Source organism: Pedobacter mendelii, from assembly GCF_014635725.1.
In the GTDB taxonomy this organism is placed as follows: domain Bacteria; phylum Bacteroidota; class Bacteroidia; order Sphingobacteriales; family Sphingobacteriaceae; genus Pedobacter; species Pedobacter mendelii.
The window spans coordinates 519,093-542,043 of sequence record NZ_BMDJ01000002.1; the positions used below are offsets into that span (position 1 = coordinate 519,093).

Sequence of the window (22,951 nt, forward strand, 5' to 3'; positions counted from 1 at the left end):
GGCCTTTTCAATTTTGAAAATAATTTTTAGTTAGGAAATTTAACTCCTCTGTACTGCGTAATATCAACCGTAGGAATGTTCGAACCGTACTTTCCATTAATGGCATCAATAAATACATTAGCAATAACTGCGTTTCCACGTGGCGTTAAATGAACACCATCTAAAGAGAAAGCACCACCAGTTATAAATGCTGAATTAATTCCAACACCTTGAATAACAAGACCTGTTTTAACTTGATTTAAGTAGGAATAAGTGTCTGCAATAGCTAATCCTTTACTATCTGCTAAAGACTTAATAGTACTGTTATAACTTATAACGTAATCTTTCACCTTAATAATTTCGTCTTTATCTAAAACCCAATTGTTTGCTATCGGATTTAAAGGGTGTAAACCATAAGGCAAACCTGAAGCATTTGGAACACCAAATAAACCTGCAGATTGAAATGGCAATCGAATTAAATCTTCCGCAGTTGCAGTCCTTACCGCTCCTGCTCCTGTTTGGATATAAATTGCAGCAGCAGCAGGGTTAATTGCTTTAGCTGCATTTAGTAAAGCTGCAACCGTAACCGTATTAAAATAAGGAATTGAGGTTACATCGGGAATGGTTGCTACAACACCTTTTTGTCCGCCTGCGGTTAACGCATTAACCAAGTTTGAATACAATAATGCAAAAGTAGATTTGTCAGTTAAAACATTTGTTGCATCTGTTGTCACACCACCATTTGTTGCATAACCTAAAGCATCGTTATTACCCAACCACAATGAAAAGAAAGTATGGCTTCTACCTTGAATAAACTGGAAGTAACTTACCGTTCCAACCTGTGTATCTGTTAATAAACGCTCTAGGTAAGGGTTTGCAGCACCAAATGGAGCAGCAAATGCCAAATCAACACGCATACCAGGTATACCTAAGTTTTGAACCTCTCCGGTGTATTTTGTTAACCTTCCTGATGCATCTCTAACTGCAAGATTATTGGTTACAGGTATTAAAGTTGGACTTCCATTTACAAGCGCTGATAATGTTAAATACCCAGAACCATTTGCTTGAGCATCTGTAAAAAATGGAGAAGTAAAACTTCCACCTCCAACAGTAGTCATCTGTGCCGCAATAAGGTTTGGATAAGCAACTTTTTGTCCTTCAAGGTATAAACCACCATCAGCAAAACCCGATGTTAATGAATTACCAACTGCGATGTATTTGCTAAAATTTGCTTGTCCTGCTGAATTACCTACAACTGTGTCAATTTCAGGTTTACAAGATGCTGCAAAAAGTACAACAGCGGCTAAAAAACTATTTAATATATATTTTTTCATGTGTGATTCTCCTACCATTTATAAGTTAATGAAATACCCGGTGCATAAACCAAAGTTTTGAAAGTACCATCTAAGCCCGTTTCAATATTTTTTTGTTTACGCGATTTAACATCTTCAAAAAAGAACGATGCATTAACTTCAAATTTAGAAGTAAAAGAATAACCTGCGCCAGCACTTAAAATATAACGATCTGCATCGGGTGCCTCAGGCGTTACATAACCATTCTGAACAGGAGTAAATGCATAACCAACACCGGCTCTTAAAGCGAACTTATCTGATGCCTGATGATTAATACCTAATTTAAATGAAGAACCATCACGATAATTACGAGCAGATTTTGTATCAGCTAACGCGGATGTATTTATTGCATAATCAAATGCAAGTTCTTTATAAACTCTCCATTGCACCCAACTTGCATCAAAAGCTAATGTTGTACTTTGAGAAAGTGGAACGCCTATACCCAAAGTTGTAGTAGATGGCAATGGTAGTTCTGCATTAAATGTATTTCCGTCAGGAAAAGAAGTTTTTAACGATTGAGGAACATCAAAAGTTGCAGTTCCATCATTAAGTTTAGTATTTACTTTTGATTTATGAACTACAGCAAAAGTGATATTGCTTAAGGTGTTAATGTAAATACCGGCATTCCATCCGTAACCACTTCCGGTACCTTCTAAAGTTACATGACCAGAATGACCATCAGGGAAGTTTACGGGTAAAGCCCGTTGAAGATTAACATCTCCGTGATTGTAAACAAAACCAGCTCCAATACCAATTCTATCTGTAATTTTTACACTTAATGTTGGCTGGAAATATATAGCCTTTAAATTTAAAGAAGTTAAAGCATATTTTCCTGACCAATTATCCCCCCAATCTACCAATCCTCCGAAGGGCGTATAAACACCTAAGCCTAATTTCCATTTGTTAGATTTTGGACCCCATACGGCATAAAACTCAAATGGAGGAGCAATTTTGTTTTTTACCTCTTCTGTTACATTTGAACCTGTACGCTGAAAAGCTGATTTGAATAATAATGGATTAACGCCTGCGGAAATAGAGTTTTTCTCTAAGAAACTAACTGCACCAGGATTAAAAAACACAGAAGCCTCATCTAAAGCAAGTGCAGAACCTGCTCCAGCCATACCAATCTGTTTCTGTCCTTGTAAGTTAACCTGGAAACCCTGCCCTAAAACCCATAATGGGGCGGATAGTAATACGCTTAATAAAATTTTTTTCATTATATATGGTTATCGTACAAATATATATTATGCTTACATAGCAATCAAATATTTGTTTGTTTTGTTGCAAGAAAATTATGCCTGTGCAGTTGGCCCGCCAAAACCCATAGGAAAAGGTGGCTCATCATTTGTTTTTATACGCCCATTAACAGCTTCGAATTTTAGAATATTATCTTCTAAAGCAGTTAACAAACGCTTGGCGTGTTCAGGTGTTAAAATAATTCTTGATTTTACTTTAGCTTTTGGTAAACCCGGCATTACGCGTATAAAATCTAAAACGAATTCGGTGTTTGAATGCGTAATAATTGCAAGGTTTGAGAAAATTCCTTCAGCAATTTCTTCTGATAGCTCGATATTTAATTGATTTTCGTTTTGTTGTTCTTCCATAATGTGTCAAAAATAAAAAATTCCGCTATGTATTAGCGGAAGTAAATGTAATCTTCTATAATAAATTGTTTTGTAGTTCTATTTAATCATAAAATTAATAATACCAATTACTGAACCAACTATGGCTAAAAATTGAATAAGACCTACCAAGTAAAATGATTTTGAAAGTTCAGATTTTACTTGTAAGATATATTCCTTTATATTAGCAATATCCTCTTTAGTAGCCAAAATCTCTCTTTTGTTATCAAATTCTATTCTAACTTCTTCCTTTACAAATGAAACTAACTCTTCAGCATCCCGTTCGCCAGGTTTCAATTTAAGAATTTGAAAAGTTGAATTTCTGTAACGCTCATGCGGTAATATTTTTAATAAAATTACAAAATCTATTCCAAACAAAAAAGTCCTCCACTTTGGGTGAAGGACTAAATTTTAAATGTATTAAAAAATTATGCTTCTACTTCTTCTTGTTTAGAAGCTAATAATTTATCGTACTCTTCTTGAGAACCAACGATGATTCTTTCGTAACCACGTACACCTGTTCCCGAAGGAATTAAGTGACCAACAATTACGTTTTCTTTCAAGCCTAACATATTATCGCGTTTACCTGCAATAGCAGCCTCATTTAATACTTTCGTAGTTTCCTGGAACGAAGCCGCAGAAATGAACGATTTAGTACCTAATGATGCACGAGTAATACCTTGTAAGATAGAACTTGCTGTAGCTGGTCTTGCATCTCTAACCGTGATTTGTTTTAAATCTTTACGTTTCAATTGAGAATTTTCATCTCTTAATCTACGTAACGAAACAATTTGTCCAGGTTTGAAATCGTTTGAATCACCTGAATCTTCAACAACTTTCTTGTCGTACATTGCATCGTTCTCGTCAGCAAAATCCCAACGGTCAACGGCATTGTTTTCTAAGAAAATAGTGTCACCTGGATCTTCAATGTGAACTTTCTGCATCATCTGGTGCACAATTACCTCGAAGTGCTTATCATTAATTTTTACACCTTGTAAACGGTAAACCTCTTGAATACCATTTACTAAGTATTCTTGAACCGCTGCAGGGCCTTTAATTGATAAGATATCTGCTGGAGAAATTGAACCATCTGATAAAGGCATACCTGCCTTCACAAAGTCATTATCCTGTACTAGGATGTGTTTAGACAAAGGAACTAGGTATTTTTTAACTTCACCATCTTTAGATTCGATTGTAATCTCACGATTACCACGTTTAACACCACCTAAAGTTACCACACCATCAATCTCAGTTACAACAGCCGGGTTAGATGGATTACGAGCCTCAAATAATTCCGTTACACGTGGTAAACCACCTGTAATATCTCGGGTTTTACCAGTTGCACGAGGAATTTTAGCAATAATCTGACCAGTTTGGATTGCTTCGCCTTCATCAACTGAAACGTGAGCACCAACTGGAATGTTATAACCTTTGATGAATTCACCTTTTTTATCAACGATTTGAACAGAAGGGTTTTTAGTTTTATCACGTGTATCGATAATAACTTTTTCACGGTGACCAGTTTGCTCATCTGATTCTTCACGGAAGGTAACACCTTCGATAATTGCATCAAATTGCGCTTTACCAGCAAATTCTGAAAGAATAACCGCATTGTACGGATCCCATGAACAGATTTTATCACCTTTTGATAATTTATCACCTTCTTTTACGAATAAAAATGCTCCGTAAGGAATGTTATTGGTTACAATAATACGCCCGGTTCCTGGTTCAACAATTTTGAACTCACCAGAACGACCTAATACTACCTGAACTATTCCTTCTTCGGTCTTAGTATCAACAGTACGAATATTTTCGAACTCAATAACACCATCAAACTTAGCTACAATGTTTGATTCTGCAGCAATGTTTGATGCAGTACCACCCACGTGGAATGTACGAAGTGTTAACTGTGTACCTGGCTCACCGATTGATTGAGCTGCAATTACACCAACTGCCTCTCCTCTTTGAACACGTTTTCCAGATGCTAAGTTACGACCATAACATAATGCACAAACACCTCTCTTATTCTCACAAGTTAATACCGAACGAATTTCGATACCTTCTAAAGGAGACTCTTCGATTAATTTTGCAACATCTTCGTTAATGTCTTCACCAGCACTTACTAATAATGTATTATCCAAAGGATTATAAACATCGTGCAATGAAGTACGCCCTAAAATCCTGTCGTATAATGGCTCAACAATATCTTCCTGATCTTTCAACGCAGTAGTGTACATACCTCTTAAAGTACCACAATCAACCGAGTTAACAATCATATCTTGTGCAACATCATGTAAACGACGAGTTAAGTAACCAGCATCAGCTGTTTTTAACGCCGTATCTGCCAAACCTTTACGAGCACCGTGAGTAGAGATAAAGTATTCTAGTACCGATAAACCTTCTTTAAAGTTTGATAAGATTGGGTTTTCAATAATATCACCACCTGAACCTGATTTTTGAGGCTTCGCCATCAAACCACGCATTCCGCAAAGCTGACGAATCTGCTCCTTAGAACCACGTGCACCAGAATCAAGCATCATGTAAACTGAGTTAAAACCTTGGTTATCTGATGATAACTGAGTCATAACGAAAGTAGTTAACCTGTTGTTGATACGAGTCCAAATATCGATAATCTGATTGTAACGCTCGTTGTTTGTGATGAAACCCATGTTATAGTTGTTTCTCACTTCTTCAACTTCAGCTGCTGCTTGTTCTAATAATGTATGTTTCTCTACAGGAATATTAACGTCTTGTAAATTGAACGATAAACCTCCTTGGAATGCCATACGGAATCCTAATTCTTTGATATCATCTAAGAACTGAGATGAACGAGCCATACCTGTCATTTTAACTACTTCACCAATAATATCTCTTAAAGATTTTTTGGTTAATAATTCGTTGATATAACCAACTTCTTCAGGAACCATTTGGTTGAATAACACTCTACCAACAGTGGTTTCAGTTAATTTGTTAACGATAGAACCATCGGCTTGTTTAACATTTACCCTAACTTTGATAAACGCATGTAAGTCTAATTCTTTCTCGTTATAAGCAATAATTACTTCTTCCGGAGAATAGAAATTAGAATCTTGTCCTTTTACAACTCTGGTGTCATCAGTTCTACGGCCTTTAGTAATGTAATAAAGACCCAAAACCATATCCTGCGATGGTACAGTAATTGGAGTACCGTTTGCAGGGTTTAATATATTGTGTGCTGCCAACATTAATACTTGGGCTTCCAAAATTGCTGCGTTACCTAACGGTAAGTGGACAGCCATCTGGTCACCATCAAAATCGGCATTGAATGCAGTACAAACTAATGGATGTAACTGGATTGCTTTTCCTTCAATTAATTTTGGTTGGAAAGCCTGAATACCTAGTCTGTGTAAGGTAGGTGCACGGTTTAATAATACCGGGTGACCTTTCAATACATTTTCTAAGATATCCCAAACTAATGGATCTTTTCTATCAACGATTTTCTTTGCAGATTTAACTGTTTTTACCACACCACGTTCAATCATCTTACGAATGATAAACGGTTTGTAAAGCTCAGCAGCCATATCTTTAGGAATACCACACTCGTGTAATTTAAGGCTAGGCCCTACAACAATTACCGAACGAGCTGAATAATCCACACGCTTACCTAATAAATTCTGACGGAAACGACCTTGTTTACCTTTCAAGATATCTGAAAGTGATTTCAAAGCACGGTTACCTTCAGTTTTAACCGCATTAACTTTACGAGAGTTATCGAATAACGAATCTACAGCTTCCTGCAACATACGTTTTTCGTTACGTAAAATTACCTCTGGTGCTTTAATCTCAATCAAACGTTTTAAACGGTTGTTACGGATAATTACACGACGGTATAAATCATTTAAATCTGAAGTTGCGAAACGACCACCTTCTAATGGAACTAAAGGACGTAATTCTGGTGGAATAACCGGAACAATTTTAACAATCATCCATTCAGGGCGATTCTCAATACGTGTATTAGCACCACGGAAAGCTTCAACAACCTGAAGACGTTTTAAAGCCTCATTTTTACGTTGTTGAGAAGTTTCATTAGCAGCCTGGTGACGTAAATCGTAGGATAAAGTATCTAAGTTAATACGTTTTAAAAGATCTTCTAATGCTTCAGCACCCATTTTGGCGATGAATTTGTTAGGATCTTTATCATCTAAATATTGGTTTTCTTTAGGTAATTTATCTAAGATATCTAAGTACTCTTCTTCAGTTAAGAAATCCATGTACTTGATGCCTTCTTCTTCCATTACGCCAGATTGAATAACTGCGTAACGCTCGTAATAGATAATTAAATCTAATTTTTTAGTAGGTAAACCTAATAAATAACCGATTTTGTTTGGTAATGAACGGAAATACCAGATGTGCGCTACTGGAACCACCAAAGCGATGTGCCCCATACGCTCTCTACGTACTTTCTTTTCTGTTACTTCAACACCACAACGATCACAAACGATACCCTTATAACGGATACGTTTATATTTACCGCAATGACATTCGTAATCTTTTACCGGACCAAAAATACGCTCGCAAAACAAACCATCACGTTCAGGTTTGTAAGTACGGTAGTTAATGGTTTCCGGTTTCAACACCTCACCGCTCGAACGTTCCAAAATAATTTCCGGAGACGATAAGCTTATCGTGATTGATGTGAAATTGCTTTTTAATTTATTATCCTTTTTGTAAGACATATCTCTTGTATAAGGTTAAAGCTCAAAGCTTAAAGCTTAAAGCTAAAGACTGTGCAGTTAAGCTTTCATCTTTTTGCTTTCAGCTTTCAGCTTTCAGCTTAGTTAATCTAACGTAATATCTAAACCTAAACCGCGTAACTCATGTACCAATACATTAAATGATTCTGGTACACCTGGCGTTGGTAGGTTTTCACCTTTAACAATGGCTTCGTAAGTTTTGGCTCTTCCGATAACATCATCCGATTTAACGGTTAATATCTCTTGAAGAATATTAGCAGCACCGAATGCCTCTAATGCCCAAACCTCCATCTCGCCAAAACGCTGACCACCGAATTGAGCTTTACCACCCAATGGCTGTTGTGTAATTAATGAGTATGGTCCGATTGAACGAGCATGCATTTTATCATCAACCATGTGACCTAATTTCAACATGTAGATAATACCTACTGTTGTAGTCTGATCGAAACGCTCACCAGTTAAACCATTGTATAAGTAAGTTTTACCTGAAGCAGGAACTCCTGCTTTAGCAATCCATTCTTCTACCTCGGTATGGGTAGCACCATCAAAAATTGGAGTTGCAAATTTAACACCTAATTCCTGACCTGCCCATGCCAAAATAGTTTCATAAATCTGGCCAAGGTTCATACGTGAAGGTACACCCAATGGGTTCAACACGATATCAACCGGAGTACCATCAGCCAAGAAAGGCATATCTTCATCACGTACAATACGTGCAACAATACCTTTATTACCGTGGCGACCCGCCATTTTATCACCTACTTTTAATTTACGTTTTTTAGCAACATAAACTTTTGCCATTTGTACAATACCCGATGGAAGCTCATCACCCACACTAATCGCAAATTTATCGCGTTTGTAAGCACCAAGTTCTTCGTTAACACGGATACCGTAGTTGTGAAGCAATAATTTAATCATCTCGTTTTTGTCATCATCAGTAGTCCATTTGTTAGGGCTAATGTGAGCAAACTCAAGATCTGCTAAAATTTTCTGAGTAAATTTAGCGCCTTTAGCAACCAATAATTCCTTGTAAATGTTGAATACACCCTGAGATGTTTTTCCGTTTACAATAGTGAATAATTTATCTACTAATTCTGCTTTTAATTTCTCAGTGATATTTGTATATCCTTTGTCTAATTTCTCAATTGCCGATTTTTCTTCAGCTTTTGTAGTTTTCTTAGCACGACTGAATAATTTAGTATCAATTACTACACCTTGGATTGAAGGAGGAGTTTTTAAAGACGCATCTTTAACATCACCTGCTTTATCACCAAAAATTGCTCGTAGTAATTTCTCTTCAGGTGATGGATCAGATTCTCCTTTTGGAGTAATCTTACCAATTAAAATATCACCTTCTTTTACATCAGCACCTACACGGATAATACCATTTTCATCAAGGTCTTTAGTAGCCTCTTCAGAAACATTAGGGATATCCGGTGTTAATTCCTCTTCCCCACGTTTAGTATCGCGTACTTCTAATTCAAACTCTTCAATATGTAATGAAGTGAAAATGTCATCACGAACAATACGCTCGTTAATAACAATCGCATCCTCAAAGTTGAAACCTTGCCAAGGCATGAAAGCCACTTTCAAGTTTCTACCCAATGCTAATTCACCGTTTTGAGTTGCATAACCTTCGCAAAGTACTTGTCCTTTAGTAACTTTCTGACCTTTTTTAACAATTGGTTTTAAGTTGATACAAGTATTCTGATTGGTTTTTTTGAACTTAATTAAACGGTAAGTTTTGCTATCACCTTCAAATGAAACTAAACGATCATCTTCGTTACGATCATATTTAATAGTGATTTCATTAGCATCAACATACTCTACAATACCATTACCTTCAGCATTGATTAAAGTTCTTGAATCACGTGCAACGCGACCTTCTAAACCTGTACCAACGATTGGTGCTTCAGGACGTAATAATGGTACAGCCTGACGTTGCATATTCGATCCCATCAAAGCCCTGTTTGCATCATCATGTTCTAAGAACGGAATTAACGAAGCAGCTATTGAAGTAATCTGGTTTGGTGCAACATCCATTAAGTCTAATTTCTCAGGCTCAATAATCGGGAAGTCACCCTCGTAACGTGCTTTAACACGTGGCGTGGTAAATACACCTTTATCATCATATTCTGCATTAGCTTGAGCAATGGTTTTACCATCTTCATCTTCTGCAGATAAATAAATAACATCCGAATCAACAACTACTTTACCATCTTCAACACGTTTGTAGGGTGTTTCGATGAAACCTAAATTATTGATTTTCGCATGCACACAAAGTGATGAAATTAAACCAATGTTTGGTCCCTCTGGCGTTTCAATTGTACATAAACGACCATAGTGAGTATAATGCACATCACGAACTTCGAAACCAGCACGCTCCCGTGATAAACCACCTGGGCCTAAAGCTGATAAACGACGTTTATGCGTAATCTCTGCTAATGGATTCGTTTGGTCCATGAACTGAGATAACTGATTGGTACCAAAGAAAGAGTTAATAACTGATGATAACGTACGGGCGTTAATTAAATCAGTTGGTGTAAACACCTCGTTATCACGAATGTTCATACGCTCACGGATTGTTCTGGCCATACGGGCCAAACCAACACCAAATTGTGCGTACAACTGCTCACCTACCGTACGTACACGACGGTTAGATAAGTGATCAATATCATCCACTTCTTCTTTTGAGTTGATCAACTTGATCAGATATTTAACAATGGCGATAATATCCGCTTTTGTTAAAACTTTAACCTCATCAGGGGTATTCATTTTCAATTTACGGTTGATGCGGTAACGACCAACATCACCTAAATCGTAACGTTTATCTGAAAAGAATAAACGATCAATGATACCACGAGCTGTTTCCTCATCAGGTGGTTCTGCGTTACGCAAAGCACGATAGATGTTTTCAACAGCCTCTTTTTCTGAGTTTGATGTATCTTTTTGTAATGTATTATATATAATGGTATAATCAGCCTGACTTGCGCCATCTTCTTTTGATAAGATGATGCTTTTTACGCCAGCCTCAATAACCATATCAATGTGTTCGTCTTCTAAAACGGTTTCTCTTTCAAGAATCACTTCATTACGGTCGATAGAAACTACCTCACCTGTATCTTCATCTACAAAATCTTCAACCCATTTCTTCAATACTCTTGCCGCCAGTTTACGACCAATGTATTTCTTTAAACCCGACTTACTAACTTTTACTTCGTCAGCAAGATCGAAAAGCTCTAAGATATCTTTATCAGAATCGTAACCAATAGCACGTAATAAAGTGGTAACCGGGAATTTTTTCTTACGATCGATGTAAGCATACATGACGTTATTAACGTCTGTAGCAAACTCAATCCATGAACCTTTGAAAGGAATAACACGGGCAGAATACAATTTTGTTCCATTAGTGTGACGGCTTTGGCCGAAGAACACACCCGGAGAACGATGTAATTGCGAAACGATAACACGTTCTGCACCGTTAATAACAAATGTACCTTTTGGTGTCATATACGGGATAGTACCTAAGTACACATCCTGAATAATGGTTTCAAAATCTTCATGTTCAACATCGTTACAAGAAAGCTTAAGCTTTGCTTTTAATGGAACATTGTAGGTTAATCCACGCTCAATACACTCGTGTATATCGTAACGTGGCGGATCAACAAAATAATCAAGAAACTCCAATACGAAGATATTTCTTGAATCTGTTATTGGAAAGTTTTCAGCAAACACTTTAAACAAACCTTCGCTAGAGCGATCGTCTGATGTGGTGTCTATCTGGAAAAATTCTCTGAATGATTGCAATTGCACATCCAGAAAATCCGGATAGTCTATAATGTGCTTACTAGTTGCAAAATTTACTCTTTGTTCGACTGTCTTTGCCAATGGACTAAAAGATTTTAGTTTAAGAATAAACTATTTGTTTGGTTCGGGTTTGAAACATTCTCATTAACCAAGCAAAATGAGGTGTTTATAAACAGGTAAAGACACCGACATTTTCAGTCGGTGTCTAATACTTTTTTAGCATAGCTAAATTAAGTGATTACTTAATTTCAACTACTGCTCCAGCTTCTTCTAATTGTTTTTTAAGAGCTTCTGCTTCGTCTTTAGTAACACCAGTTTTTAATTCTTTTGGTGCTCCATCAACTAAGTCTTTTGCTTCTTTCAAACCAAGACCTGTTAAGTCTTTTACAAGTTTAACAACTGCTAATTTAGCGCCACCAGCTTCTTTAAGAATTACATCGAAAGATGTTTTTTCTGCAGCAGCAGCAGGTGCATCACCACCAGCAGCAGGACCAGCAACTACAGCAGCAGCTGCAGGCTCGATACCATACTCGTCTTTTAAGATTTGAGCTAATTCGTTAACTTCTTTAACGGTTAAGTTTACTAATTGCTCAGCAAACGATTTTAAATCTGCCATTTTATTAAGATTTTAAAAATTTACGTAAAATAATTTTGTTTAATTGCGAACTTAAGGTGTTCGTTAACCTTCTCTTTCTTGTAGAGTTTTAACAATTCCTGCAATTTTTCCACCACTTGATTTAAGTGCAGATATAACATTCTTAGCAGGCGATTGTAATAAACCAACGATATCTCCAATAAGCTCTTCTCTCGATTTTAAGCTTACTAAGTTATTCAATTGGTCATCACCAACGTATACTGATGAATCTATATATGCTGCCTTAAGCAATGGTTTATCAGATGTTCTTCTCAAAGCTTTAATCAACTTAGCCGGAGCATTAGCTGTTTTTGAGAACAATAATGATGAAGAGCCTTTTAGGGCTTCGTATATCTCTGATGCATCGCCATCTAAACCTTCAATCGCTTTGCGAATTAAAGTGTTTTTAGCAACTTTCATAATGATATCATCTTCAAAACATTTGCGACGGATGTTGTTTATCTGCTCAACAGAAAGGCTAGAGGTATCAGCAATATAAAAATTGCCATACTCTTGCATTTGTCCTTGTAGTTCTGCAACTACTTCGTTTTTTTCTTCTCTGTTCATGATTAAATCCCCGCTACTGATTTGGTTTCAATTGCAATTCCAGGACTCATTGTAGAAGACACGTGAATGCTTTTAAAATAAGTTCCTTTTGCAGCAGATGGTTTTAATTTAGAAATAACAGAGATAATCTCCATTGCATTTTCATAAATTTTATCTGCCGGGAATGATACTTTCCCTATTGAAGCGTGTATAATACCGCTTTTGTCTACTTTAAAATCAATTTTACCTGCTTTAACCTCAGTTACAGCTTTACCAACATCGTTAGTTACTGTACCTGATTTTGGATTCGGCATTAAGTTCCTTGGACCTAAAACACGGCCTAATTTACCTACCTTAGCCATACAAGCTGGTGTAGTGATAATAATGTCTACATCGGTCCAACCACCTTCAATTTTAGCCACATATTCGTCTAAACCTACGAAGTCTGCGCCGGCTGCTTTTGCTTCTTCTTCCTTATCAGGAGTTACTAAAGCTAAAACACGTACAGTTTTACCTGTACCGTGTGGTAAAGTAGCAATACCACGAACCATTTGATTGGCCTTACGTGGATCTACACCTAAAGAAACATCAATATCAACTGACGCATCGAATTTAGTAGTAGTGATTTCTTTTACCAAAGCAGCAGCAGCCTGTAAAGTATAAGCTTTACCAGCTTCTATTTTAGCATGTGCCTTTTTTTGATTTTTAGTTAATTTCGCCACTGTTGTAAACTGTTTTTAATTAATTATTCCAGGGTGCGTCACCAGAAACGGTGATTCCCATACTGCGTGCTGTACCGGCAACCATACTCATTGCAGATTCGATTGTAAATGCATTTAAATCAGGCATTTTATCTTCAGCAATAACTTTAATCTGGTCCCAGGTCACCGATCCAACTTTTTTACGGTTTGGCTCAGCAGAACCACTCTGTAATTTAGTAGCATCTTTTAACTGAATGGCTACTGGAGGGGTTTTGATGATGAAATCGAATGACTTATCAGCATAAACAGTAATTACAACCGGCAATACTTTACCTGCTTTATCTTGGGTACGAGCGTTGTATTGTTTGCAAAACTCCATGATGTTAACACCTTTAGCACCTAATGCAGGCCCTACTGGTGGCGATGGATTTGCAGCTCCGCCTTTGATCTGTAATTTGATCATTGCACTGACTTCTTTTGCCATTTTGTGTTTTTTGTTTATTTAAAACTCAATGTTAAATATTGGAAGCATGTAACATTTAATTCCCTAGACGGTTCTATACAAAACCAAAAGGACTGCAAAGATATGGATAATATTATTTTATTGCAACAGAAGAAGTAAAATAATTCTAACGCTATATTATTTATAATTACTCAAATAGTTTTTTCATTTATTTCAACGATATTAAATCTTCCAATTTTATCCTTTTTTATTTTTAATAGAAAACTGTGTCCTGTTGCTCTAAAAATTATTTCCATATATATTAATCCCCTTCTCAATTCTAATAATGGTATCTCTACTAATGGAGGAGGGTTATAAATATTCATATTATTTAAAACATCCTTTACATTACTATCCTCTGCTAATATTATACACTCTTTTCCATTAATCATTATTTTAACATCCTGCTTAAATCCTTTGGGTTTAATAAGTTGTAAAGCTTGATTATAATACTCTTTAGGGAGAATATTTTGTCTTAAAATATGGTTTAATGCTTCATTTACTATTAAAACTGAATCCCTATTATTTAGGTTTTTAGTTTCGTACCCCTTACACGAACAGTAAAGCATTATATTTATAAGGCAAAAACAAATATCTAATATGACTAATTTTCTCATTTTTTATAAAGCCTAAATCTATAATTATAAGGTGCTACACCATCGTTTTCAATTATTAAACCAAAAGCAGACTGCTCAAAGCCATAGCCATATTCGTAGTTACGATCTAATCCGTTTGCAGCACGTGACTGATGTACAAATTCATGCAAAGCTGTAACTGCGAGAAAAAAGCCTGTTGCCTCCTGTGTTTCAAGTAAATTAGCAGCCTCTAAGCCTCTTACCCAACTTGCATCAATATTTATCACATTAGGATTTTCTGCTCTATCAAAATAACCATATTTACCTGTCAATTCTTTAACAACAATTGTTGGTCCTTGACCAAACTTTACCTTTTCTAATATTTGCTCCCGATTATAACCAGACCACTTTATTAAAGCATCCAAAACTTTTTTATCATTGGCGACAAAACTTTCTAATCGCTTTATTAAATCAGTAAATTTAGGATATTTATCTTGTGTTGACTTATCTATAATAAAATTACCTACATTACTTGAGTTACCTATACCCCCACCTGGCGATGGTGGAGAGTCTCCCCAAGGATTCCAAAACGGACTACCAGTAGGATTATCGGGCCTGATAATTACATCATTCAGAGGAATTCCATTATGACAGTTATTACAGTAAGAAATTCCCTCCCAACCGCCTAAGCTAATCGCATTATCACGAATACCCCCATTTAATGACATTAATCTACCTTTCTTACCCGAAATACTAAATTCAGAGATTCTAAACTTACCTACTGAGTAAATCTGGATTGACTATCTGGCCTAACTTTTGTATTTCCTATAATATCATCATAATTGAGTACTGCCGTAGCTATACGAACAAAAGCATTTGTGTTATTATCTGAATCGATACTATAATAGTAATATGAATTTACTCCATAACTTTCATTATTAAATGGAAATATATAAATTTTATCATAGGCATTTTCTAATAATTGGTAATTAGTCCAATTTACAATTGCTAAATAATCTTTACGATGATACAAATTTTTAAATTCTTTTAAAAATTTCGCTTTTGAATTTCTGATAATTTCCTGTTCATAACTTTCATCCTTTTTACACCCATAAAAAAGAAAACAAACTACGATGATTAAAACTACTTTGAGGTTTAGGTAATGTCTTTGCATAAAGTATAAATATATTATTTTTATAAAAAAAACCTCCGGAAATACGTTCCGGAGGTTTTTATATTTTTAAATCGAAATTCGTGAATCTTCAATCGTAAATCTAATTACTCTTTTTCTACCTGCATATAACTAAGTTCCAATGGTGTTTTACGTCCAAAAATCTTAACCATAACTTTTAATTTTTTCTTCTCTTCGTTAATTTGAATAATCTTGCAGATGCACAATAGATTAGGCAAAATTTATTAATGTAGTTAAACTTTATTTTCAAGCATCAACATACTTCGAGCTATTGCTGAATAAGCTAAATTTAATTCAAAAATGCTTCTCAAACAGGATATTATTTAATTTACCGGATCAAAGAAATCATTTATAAACGGCTGTAATAACAATACTTCACGTTTTATATTGGGATTAATTGCAGGCCACAATGATGAAAAGCTAGTTAGAAATTCATTAAAATTAGAAATTTTATCATCTTCGGGTCTTTTAAAAAGGACAGAAAAAATCAATATCTTATTTTTATAAACTAAATTATCAACTTGCATTTTTTTTAAGTCGCCTATTAAATTATCATTGACAACTAAAATCTCAGATGTATTTCTTAAGCTATCGTTTGAAAAAAAAACATTGTCAACATTACCTAATGAATCAACAGAAAGACCAAGTGAAAATAAAAAAACACTATTTTTTGGCTTACTAAATAACGTTTTACTCTTTATATATTTATCCAATCTTTTCAGAATTGAAATTCTTATATCTTCTTTCTGTTTTGAAGATATAATAGATATGGGCATCGATTCATCCATATTTGATTGTTGAGAAAAACATATGTTTACAAAACTTAATAGAAAACATATACAAATAATTATTCGTTTCATATTATTCTAATTACAATAAGTACCATGTCTCAAATTTGCATCAGTTGCTTTTTTGTGCCTTTCATTCAGATTTTGGATTTCTGCTTGCTCAGTGACTGAGAGCATTGTTGTATAAAATGGAGTTTCTTCTAAACCTCCCCAAGATAATGCCCAGGCATCTCTATCACCAAGATTTGGAAAAGCAATTTTTAGTGCTCCAGTCATCAATAATATATAATTATTTGCCATGGTTTCATGCTGATTAGATATTAAATATTTACCCGAAGAATCCTTTCCGATTTGGGTATCCATATAAGCGTGCAAGACTTCATGATATATTGTAGATAAAATATATTCCTTTGATCTTTGTGGCAATGTATTTTTATTTAAGTTAATAATGAACGAATATGCACTATTACCATGTGTAGTACCGGCAGTCGTATCAGGTAAAGTTGTAATATCATAGAAAAAAATGTCTCGTTCATTGAAGTTATTTGTCCCAAATTCGTTATTCAACATATTTCTTATTGTTGTTTTTGCACTTTTTGCAAGCGCTAGCTGTGCTTTTATGCATGGATTTTGAACACTATCAATAATATCTCTATTTGAATTATTACTGTTTCCACCACCCCCCCCATTATGTGGTTGACCTATTGGCGTGGGCGTATAACCTCCAGTATCTCCAATCAATCCACCACCTCCTCCACAATTGTTAATGTAAGTGTAGCCAGTTATATAATACGAGCATTGCATATATGCATCTGTACCGACACAACTAATCCCGTAATCAGGTATTCCTGTTAAACAAGGATCAGAAGATTCTTTTTGCAACCTGCCATTCCCATAATTATCATTTGAGAGTTGAGCAAGTTTATCGAAATTTGAATTTATATAAGCTGCTTCATTACTTAATGATATTTGATTTTTAACAGCACCATTAATGTAATTCCAGCCATTTGCAAAACTGCCGTCAATATTATAATATAAAATTTTACCAGTTAAGTTTTGGTAAGCCTTATACTTAATTAAATTAATATTGGATGAGCTTGCTTCATTAATTATGGATAAATAAGCACCATATAAGATATGATTTGTTCTTTTATCTTTAAAAATTAGTAACCGGATGTCATTTTTGTTTCTATACATTTTCTCGCTTCCCTTATCTAGAGTTTTACTAGTTTGGAAAATTTGATCCGGGTTATTTAAAGTGATCTCATAAACTGTTTGATCTGGCTGATTGTTAATAAAAATATTTTCCCAATTAGGACTCATGGTTTTAAATCTACTCGAACTAAAAACAGTAGCATTCAGTTTAAACCAGCTTTGCAACACCACCAGATCAGACTGTGAAATAGTTTCCTGTCTATTCGAATCTTTTTTACAAGAATAAATAGTAATAGATACCGCAAATAATAAAGTTAAAGCTAGCACATTCTGCTTCAACAAGGCGTAGGTTTTCCTCATTTTGTTAATTTAGATTTTAGTAATTAATAATTATTTGAGAGATGAAGTAAGCGAATGTAAAAATAAAAAAGACAAAATAAGAATAAATTATACATTTCAATTTTACTTATACTACAAAGTAAATCAGGCCAAACGCAAAAAAGCTTTCCCTTTTGAGGAAAGCTTTTTTTGTTATAATATTAAAATCGTAAATCTATCTACTCTTTTTCTACCTGCATATAATTAAGTTCCAATGGTGTTTTACGACCGAAAATCTTAACCATAACTTTTAATTTTTTCTTCTCTTCGTTAACTTCTTCAATAACACCAGTAAAACCATTGAAAGGTCCATCCATAACTTTAATGTTTTCGCCAACGTAGAAAGGAACATTCATCATCTCACCTTGCTCACTCATTTCATCAACCTTACCTAAAATACGGTTAACTTCTGCCTGGCGCATTGGGATTGGATTACCGGCTTTATCGCCTAAAAATCCGATAACACTATTTATTCCTTTTATAATGTGTTCTAATTCACCATCTAAAGTTGCCTCAATCAATACGTATCCAGGATAAAAATTACGTTCTTTTGCAATTTTCTTTCCGTCTTTCATTTGGTAATATTTTTCCATAGGTATTAAAACCTGAGGAACCAAATGTGAAAAACCTAAACGACTAATTTCAGCATCAATGTACTGTTTTACCTTTTTTTCTTTACCGCTTACTGCTCTTACAACATACCACTTTAAAAGATCGCTCATTAGTATATTAGTTAGAAAGTGATTTGTAAAAAGTATCTAAAACGAAAACTGAACCTTTATCCATTGCAAAAATGATTAATGCAATAATTAAAGAGGCTACTAAAACAAGTACCGCCGAGTTTTGAAGTTCTCCCCAGGTAGGCCATGTAACCTTCTGGGTCATTTCATCATACGATTCTTTTATAAACTGAACTACTTTAGCCATATCAAAATTATTGAATGAGAGAATGAGAAAATGTGTGAATGATAATATCTGAAGATAGTCTTTCAAATTCAATCATTCATTCATTCAAAAATCAATCATTATTTAAGCACGGGAACAAGGATTCGAACCCTGATCAAAGGTTTTGGAGACCTCTATTCTACCATTGAACTATTCCCGTGTAGAAGTTAAAAGCATAAAGCTAATGGGTTAAACCTGTTGCTTTATGCTTATAACTTAATTCAGGAAAACTTTTAGCTTTTTGCCTTAAGCTTTCCTTATTTTTATTTTACTATTTCAGTTACCTGGCCAGCACCTACAGTTCTACCACCCTCACGGATTGCGAAACGTAGACCTTTTTCCATTGCGATTGCGTTGATCAATTTCACCGAAATTGTAACGTTATCACCTGGCATTACCATCTCAGTACCTTCAGCTAATGAAATTTCACCAGTAACATCTGTTGTACGGAAATAGAATTGTGGACGGTATTTGTTGAAGAATGGAGTGTGACGACCACCTTCTGCTTTTGATAATACATAGATCTCAGCTTTGAAATCAGTGTGTGGAGTTACTGAACCTGGTTTACAGATTACCATACCACGACGGATATCAGTTTTCTCAATACCACGTAATAATAAACCAACGTTATCACCAGCTTCACCGTAATCTAAAATTTTACGGAACATCTCAACACCAGTAACTGTAGATTTTAAGTTCTCAGCACCCATACCTAAGATTTCAACCGGATCACCTGAGTTGATTACACCACGCTCAATACGACCAGTTGCAACAGTACCACGACCAGTGATCGAGAATACATCTTCAACAGGCATTAAGAAAGGAAGTTCAGTTAAACGTGGAGGAATTGGAATATAGCTATCTACAGCATCCATTAACTCCATGATTTTTCCAACCCATTTAGCATCACCGTTCAAGCCACCTAAAGCAGAACCTTGAATAACAGGAATATCATCACCAGGGAAATCGTAGAACGATAATAATTCACGAACTTCCATTTCTACTAATTCTAATAATTCAGGATCATCAACCATATCCACTTTGTTCATGAATACAACTAATGAAGGTACACCAACCTGACGAGCCAATAAGATGTGCTCACGAGTTTGTGGCATTGGACCATCAGTAGCAGCAACAACGATAATAGCACCATCCATTTGAGCCGCACCTGTAACCATGTTTTTAACATAATCCGCGTGACCTGGACAATCTACGTGTGCGTAGTGACGGTTTGCAGTTGAATACTCAACGTGCGCAGTATTAATTGTAATACCTCTTTCTTTTTCCTCAGGAGCTGAGTCAATTGAATCGAATGAACGTGCCTCAGATAAACCTGCATCAGCCAAAACTTTTGTAATAGCTGCTGTTAAAGTTGTTTTACCGTGATCGACGTGACCGATTGTACCGATGTTTAAGTGCGGTTTACTACGGTCAAATTTTTCTTTTGCCATTTTATTTATAACTAATTAGTAGGTTAACTTTTTATTATTTCTATTTATTTTTTTATTGCAATGCAACACAAAAAACCTTGTCCATTCTGTAAATAACAGATTTAACAAAGTTTATTTTACCTGAGCCAACTATGGGAATTGAACCCATGACCTCTTCCTTACCAAGGAAGTGCTCTACCGCTGAGCTAAGTCGGCTTTTTTTAAAGCTCATTAGTTCACTCGTTCATATGTTCATTAGTCTAATAATAAACCATTGAACCAATTTACTAATGAACTACCAAGAGCGGAAGACGAGGTTCGAACTCGCGACCTATAGCTTGGAAGGCTATCGCTCTACCAACTGAGCTACTTCCGCTTTTTAATGATTGATTGAGTGAATTATATAATGAGTGAATGTAATCATTCTGTCATTCAAAATTTAATCATTCTTACATTAATTCGTGGGGAGAGAAGGATTCGAACCTTCGAAATCTTGCGATAACAGAGTTACAGTCTGTCCCATTTGGCCGCTCTGGAATCTCCCCAACTTTATCTTAAAATGCGAACACTTTTCAATAAAAAGAGCCTCCTATCGGAATCGAACCAATGACCTACTGATTACAAGTCAGTTGCTCTACCAGCTGAGCTAAGGAGGCTTTTATTTTTATACTCTATGTTTAAAAATTGGTTTTTCAAACAATTGAATGCGTATTTTATAAAATATTATACTTTCACAGAACTATCCATTCCTTTATTTAGGGTAACCCCCTTTCCGAATTGGAATGCAAATCTACACATTTATATTTCTATTCAAAATAAAATTAAAAAAAAATTAGCGAGCCTACAGACCCGCTAATTTTTTATACAAATTTAAAAAAAATAGTTGCTTAGTAATCAGATATTTCGCTTTCGATTAATATTATTTTCTGCTCGCTAATTTTTTTTCTGGTTTTTTCTTTATGCTTGGTGATTTGCTTCCTTAACGATTCAATTGCAAGGTCTGTAGCCTCTTCAAATGATTTACATTGTTCTTTAGCGAATAAAGTTCCTCCCGGCACAATCAGCTTTATCTCGCTTATTTTGTTGACCTCATCTTCTACATTCTCTAACTTTAAATACACTTCACCACTAATAATCTGGTCAAAAAACTGATCGAGCTTATTTGCCTTCTTCTGTATAAAATCTAACAACTTACTGTCTGCACTGAAGTGGATTGATTGAACTCCGATTTTCATTTTTCCTCCTTTTTTTACGCCTTTGGATGGGCTTGTTTATAAACTGTTTTTAATCTTTCGATTGAATTGTGTGTGTAAACCTGTGTTGCAGCCAAACTTGCATGGCCTAAAAGTTCTTTAATGGCATTTAAATCAGCACCTGCATTAAGCAAACTGGTTGCATAGCTATGGCGTAATACGTGCGGGCTTTTTTTATCATTACTAGAAACAATACTTAAATAAGAACGTACAATACGATATATCAACTTTGGATATGCCGCTGAACCAGTATTGGTAACGATTAATTGGAGCAAATTGTTATCAAAGCTTTGCAACTTTTTTTTCTCAATATAGTTATTTAACTGATTAATAAGCTGTTTATTTATAGGGATAATTCGTTCCTTGTTTCTTTTTCCTAAAACTTTAATTGTGCCTGAATACCCATCAATATCAGCTTCTTTTAACTGAAGAAGTTCGGTTAATCGCATTCCGGTGCCAAATAGCAATTCGATTATTAAATTATCCCTGACTGAACTAAAACTATCATTAAAGTGATCAGGAGAATCTAAAAGAATATCCAACTTATGCGATTCGACAAAAGTAGGTAAGCGCTTAGGAATTTTAGGCGCTTTAATTAAAAGCATTGGGTTTTGAGAAATTTTATGCGCTCGAAGTAAAAATTTATAGAAGCTTCTTAATGCTGATATTTTACGGTTAATAGTACTTTCTGATAATTTTTGCTCCATTAAATCCACCATGTAACTTCGAATGTGGGGATGTTTAATTACCAGGAAATCTGATTCGAAAGTTGCGTTGATATATTCTTCAAACTGAGTCAAATCGGTTTGATAAGAAGTTATAGTATGCGGAGAAAAACGTTTCTCGTGTGATAAATATGTTAGAAAACTATTCAACAACATTTAGTATATATTAATCCTGCATTGAGAATGAAGTTACTAATAGTTTTAATATTAAGAAATTATTAACTGAAAATTTTACATAAAAAAATGCCCTCAGAAAAAATCCTGAAGGCATTAATTAAATTTATATAGTAAACAACTATACAGTTGTATCTAAATTCATGTTTTGAATGTAAACAGCATGTTTAATTTCAGTACGACGGGCTACAGATTTTTTCTCGTATGCCTGACGGCTACGTAATTCTCTCAATACACCTGTTTTCTCAAACTTTTTCTTGAAACGTTTAAGGGCTTTATCTAATGATTCGCCGTCTTTAATGTTAATAATAATCATAACGCTGAAATACCTCCTCTCGTGGTTTTTTAATTTGTCCTTATTGTAAGGGATGCAAATGTAAGTAAAATATTAAAAATGAGAAAGGTTTTTACAAAAAAAATATGCAAAGGGCTATTAGCTTTTTTTCTAACATAAAAACGC

The 22,951-nt window shown here is 35.0% G+C and carries 21 protein-coding genes, 5 tRNA genes and 1 pseudogene; all 27 read right to left on the reverse strand.

Translation table 11 applies throughout. The features are described 5' to 3' along the window. Window positions 1–26 precede the first annotated feature (26 nt). The 27 genes and pseudogenes from IEV50_RS05715 to rpsU all read right to left on the reverse strand — a co-directional run bounded on the left by IEV50_RS05715 (window position 27) and on the right by rpsU (window position 22,807). Window positions 27–1,313: an SGNH/GDSL hydrolase family protein gene (locus IEV50_RS05715; RefSeq protein WP_188412276.1), complete on the reverse strand. Its 1,287-nt coding sequence runs from the start codon at window positions 1,311–1,313 to the stop codon at window positions 27–29. An 11-nt stretch (window positions 1,314–1,324) separates the two neighbouring features. After that, on the reverse strand, window positions 1,325–2,548 hold the full coding sequence (locus tag IEV50_RS05720) for an OmpP1/FadL family transporter (protein ID WP_188412277.1): 1,224 nt from the start codon (window positions 2,546–2,548) through the stop codon (window positions 1,325–1,327). 75 nt (window positions 2,549–2,623) lie between these two features. Beyond that, window positions 2,624–2,935, reverse strand: a complete 312-nt coding sequence (locus tag IEV50_RS05725) for a DUF3467 domain-containing protein (RefSeq protein WP_188412278.1) — start codon at window positions 2,933–2,935, stop codon at window positions 2,624–2,626. A gap of 78 nt (window positions 2,936–3,013) precedes the next feature. Then, window positions 3,014–3,331, reverse strand: coding sequence for a hypothetical protein (locus IEV50_RS05730; RefSeq protein WP_188412279.1), 318 nt, complete (start codon window positions 3,329–3,331; stop codon window positions 3,014–3,016). 50 nt (window positions 3,332–3,381) lie between these two features. Continuing rightward, on the reverse strand, window positions 3,382–7,668 hold the full coding sequence (gene rpoC / locus IEV50_RS05735; RefSeq protein WP_188412280.1) for a DNA-directed RNA polymerase subunit beta': 4,287 nt from the start codon (window positions 7,666–7,668) through the stop codon (window positions 3,382–3,384). 102 nt (window positions 7,669–7,770) lie between these two features. Continuing rightward, on the reverse strand, window positions 7,771–11,574 hold the full coding sequence (gene rpoB / locus IEV50_RS05740) for a DNA-directed RNA polymerase subunit beta (protein ID WP_188412281.1): 3,804 nt from the start codon (window positions 11,572–11,574) through the stop codon (window positions 7,771–7,773). 157 nt (window positions 11,575–11,731) lie between these two features. Next, window positions 11,732–12,109 carry a 50S ribosomal protein L7/L12 gene (rplL, locus tag IEV50_RS05745; protein ID WP_188412282.1) on the reverse strand — a complete coding sequence of 126 codons (378 nt, stop codon included), beginning with the start codon at window positions 12,107–12,109 and terminating at the stop codon, window positions 11,732–11,734. Window positions 12,110–12,172: 63 nt separating this feature from the next. Beyond that, window positions 12,173–12,694 (reverse strand): 50S ribosomal protein L10, encoded by a 522-nt coding sequence (rplJ, locus tag IEV50_RS05750; RefSeq protein WP_188412283.1) that lies wholly within the window; start codon window positions 12,692–12,694, stop codon window positions 12,173–12,175. A 2-nt stretch (window positions 12,695–12,696) separates the two neighbouring features. Further along, complete coding sequence (rplA, locus tag IEV50_RS05755) at window positions 12,697–13,395, reverse strand: 50S ribosomal protein L1 (protein ID WP_123205453.1); 699 nt, start codon at window positions 13,393–13,395, stop codon at window positions 12,697–12,699. Between the two features lie 19 nt (window positions 13,396–13,414). Next, window positions 13,415–13,858 carry a 50S ribosomal protein L11 gene (gene rplK, locus IEV50_RS05760; RefSeq protein ID WP_010601094.1) on the reverse strand — a complete coding sequence of 148 codons (444 nt, stop codon included), beginning with the start codon at window positions 13,856–13,858 and terminating at the stop codon, window positions 13,415–13,417. A 170-nt stretch (window positions 13,859–14,028) separates the two neighbouring features. After that, complete coding sequence (locus tag IEV50_RS05765; protein ID WP_188412284.1) at window positions 14,029–14,493, reverse strand: hypothetical protein; 465 nt, start codon at window positions 14,491–14,493, stop codon at window positions 14,029–14,031. Then, window positions 14,490–15,179 (reverse strand): hypothetical protein, encoded by a 690-nt coding sequence (locus IEV50_RS05770; RefSeq protein WP_188412285.1) that lies wholly within the window; start codon window positions 15,177–15,179, stop codon window positions 14,490–14,492. The genes IEV50_RS05765 and IEV50_RS05770 overlap by 4 nt, the downstream gene beginning before the upstream one ends. A gap of 50 nt (window positions 15,180–15,229) precedes the next feature. Then, the gene (locus IEV50_RS05775; protein ID WP_188412286.1) at window positions 15,230–15,625 is read right to left on the reverse strand and encodes a hypothetical protein; all 396 of its coding nucleotides are present in this window, start codon (window positions 15,623–15,625) and stop codon (window positions 15,230–15,232) included. Between the two features lie 104 nt (window positions 15,626–15,729). Continuing rightward, window positions 15,730–15,834: pseudogene (locus IEV50_RS19605) on the reverse strand (transcription termination/antitermination protein NusG); the annotation flags it as partial. Between the two features lie 132 nt (window positions 15,835–15,966). Continuing rightward, the gene (locus IEV50_RS05780; RefSeq protein WP_188412287.1) at window positions 15,967–16,503 is read right to left on the reverse strand and encodes a hypothetical protein; all 537 of its coding nucleotides are present in this window, start codon (window positions 16,501–16,503) and stop codon (window positions 15,967–15,969) included. 6 nt (window positions 16,504–16,509) lie between these two features. After that, entirely contained in the window at window positions 16,510–17,946 is a 1,437-nt protein-coding gene (locus IEV50_RS05785; RefSeq protein WP_188412288.1) for a hypothetical protein, read from the reverse strand. A 197-nt stretch (window positions 17,947–18,143) separates the two neighbouring features. Next, entirely contained in the window at window positions 18,144–18,686 is a 543-nt protein-coding gene (gene nusG, locus IEV50_RS05790; protein ID WP_056092813.1) for a transcription termination/antitermination protein NusG, read from the reverse strand. Window positions 18,687–18,693: 7 nt separating this feature from the next. Beyond that, window positions 18,694–18,891 (reverse strand): preprotein translocase subunit SecE, encoded by a 198-nt coding sequence (gene secE, locus IEV50_RS05795; protein ID WP_056092816.1) that lies wholly within the window; start codon window positions 18,889–18,891, stop codon window positions 18,694–18,696. A gap of 107 nt (window positions 18,892–18,998) precedes the next feature. Further along, window positions 18,999–19,069: transfer RNA gene (locus tag IEV50_RS05800), tRNA-Trp, on the reverse strand. A 103-nt stretch (window positions 19,070–19,172) separates the two neighbouring features. Then, window positions 19,173–20,360 carry an elongation factor Tu gene (gene tuf / locus IEV50_RS05805; RefSeq protein ID WP_123205454.1) on the reverse strand — a complete coding sequence of 396 codons (1,188 nt, stop codon included), beginning with the start codon at window positions 20,358–20,360 and terminating at the stop codon, window positions 19,173–19,175. 123 nt (window positions 20,361–20,483) lie between these two features. Further along, window positions 20,484–20,555: transfer RNA gene (locus IEV50_RS05810), tRNA-Thr, on the reverse strand. 87 nt (window positions 20,556–20,642) lie between these two features. Next, window positions 20,643–20,715, reverse strand: a tRNA-Gly gene (locus tag IEV50_RS05815). An 86-nt stretch (window positions 20,716–20,801) separates the two neighbouring features. Continuing rightward, window positions 20,802–20,884, reverse strand: a tRNA-Tyr gene (locus IEV50_RS05820). A 38-nt stretch (window positions 20,885–20,922) separates the two neighbouring features. Continuing rightward, window positions 20,923–20,995, reverse strand: a tRNA-Thr gene (locus IEV50_RS05825). Between the two features lie 231 nt (window positions 20,996–21,226). Continuing rightward, a complete protein-coding gene (hpf, locus tag IEV50_RS05830) occupies window positions 21,227–21,574 on the reverse strand; it encodes a ribosome hibernation-promoting factor, HPF/YfiA family (protein ID WP_188412289.1) in 348 nt (115 codons plus the stop codon). 14 nt (window positions 21,575–21,588) lie between these two features. Continuing rightward, window positions 21,589–22,473 carry a phage lytic cycle repressor MrpR family protein gene (locus tag IEV50_RS05835; RefSeq protein ID WP_188412290.1) on the reverse strand — a complete coding sequence of 295 codons (885 nt, stop codon included), beginning with the start codon at window positions 22,471–22,473 and terminating at the stop codon, window positions 21,589–21,591. Between the two features lie 139 nt (window positions 22,474–22,612). Further along, the gene (gene rpsU / locus IEV50_RS05840) at window positions 22,613–22,807 is read right to left on the reverse strand and encodes a 30S ribosomal protein S21 (protein ID WP_123205457.1); all 195 of its coding nucleotides are present in this window, start codon (window positions 22,805–22,807) and stop codon (window positions 22,613–22,615) included. Window positions 22,808–22,951 lie beyond the last annotated feature (144 nt).

What these genes read in the sequence shown, in the direction of transcription:
- hpf (WP_188412289.1), bottom strand. Translation starts at nt 21,574, where the DNA reads ATGAAAATCGGAGTTCAATCAATCCACTTCAGTGCAGACAGTAAGTTG.
- nusG (WP_056092813.1), bottom strand. Translation starts at nt 18,686, where the DNA reads ATGAGCGATCTTTTAAAGTGGTATGTTGTAAGAGCAGTAAGCGGTAAA.
- IEV50_RS05725 (WP_188412278.1), bottom strand. Translation starts at nt 2,935, where the DNA reads ATGGAAGAACAACAAAACGAAAATCAATTAAATATCGAGCTATCAGAA.
- rplJ (WP_188412283.1), bottom strand. Translation starts at nt 12,694, where the DNA reads ATGAACAGAGAAGAAAAAAACGAAGTAGTTGCAGAACTACAAGGACAA.
- secE (WP_056092816.1), bottom strand. Translation starts at nt 18,891, where the DNA reads ATGGCTAAAGTAGTTCAGTTTATAAAAGAATCGTATGATGAAATGACC.
- IEV50_RS05720 (WP_188412277.1), bottom strand. Translation starts at nt 2,548, where the DNA reads ATGAAAAAAATTTTATTAAGCGTATTACTATCCGCCCCATTATGGGTT.
- rpoC (WP_188412280.1), bottom strand. Translation starts at nt 7,668, where the DNA reads ATGTCTTACAAAAAGGATAATAAATTAAAAAGCAATTTCACATCAATC.
- IEV50_RS05765 (WP_188412284.1), bottom strand. Translation starts at nt 14,493, where the DNA reads ATGAGAAAATTAGTCATATTAGATATTTGTTTTTGCCTTATAAATATA.
- tuf (WP_123205454.1), bottom strand. Translation starts at nt 20,360, where the DNA reads ATGGCAAAAGAAAAATTTGACCGTAGTAAACCGCACTTAAACATCGGT.
- rplK (WP_010601094.1), bottom strand. Translation starts at nt 13,858, where the DNA reads ATGGCAAAAGAAGTCAGTGCAATGATCAAATTACAGATCAAAGGCGGA.
- IEV50_RS05785 (WP_188412288.1), bottom strand. Translation starts at nt 17,946, where the DNA reads ATGAGGAAAACCTACGCCTTGTTGAAGCAGAATGTGCTAGCTTTAACT.
- IEV50_RS05835 (WP_188412290.1), bottom strand. Translation starts at nt 22,473, where the DNA reads ATGTTGTTGAATAGTTTTCTAACATATTTATCACACGAGAAACGTTTT.
- IEV50_RS05715 (WP_188412276.1), bottom strand. Translation starts at nt 1,313, where the DNA reads ATGAAAAAATATATATTAAATAGTTTTTTAGCCGCTGTTGTACTTTTT.
- IEV50_RS05775 (WP_188412286.1), bottom strand. Translation starts at nt 15,625, where the DNA reads ATGCAAAGACATTACCTAAACCTCAAAGTAGTTTTAATCATCGTAGTT.
- IEV50_RS05770 (WP_188412285.1), bottom strand. Translation starts at nt 15,179, where the DNA reads ATGTCATTAAATGGGGGTATTCGTGATAATGCGATTAGCTTAGGCGGT.
- rpsU (WP_123205457.1), bottom strand. Translation starts at nt 22,807, where the DNA reads ATGATTATTATTAACATTAAAGACGGCGAATCATTAGATAAAGCCCTT.
- IEV50_RS05780 (WP_188412287.1), bottom strand. Translation starts at nt 16,503, where the DNA reads ATGAAACGAATAATTATTTGTATATGTTTTCTATTAAGTTTTGTAAAC.
- rplL (WP_188412282.1), bottom strand. Translation starts at nt 12,109, where the DNA reads ATGGCAGATTTAAAATCGTTTGCTGAGCAATTAGTAAACTTAACCGTT.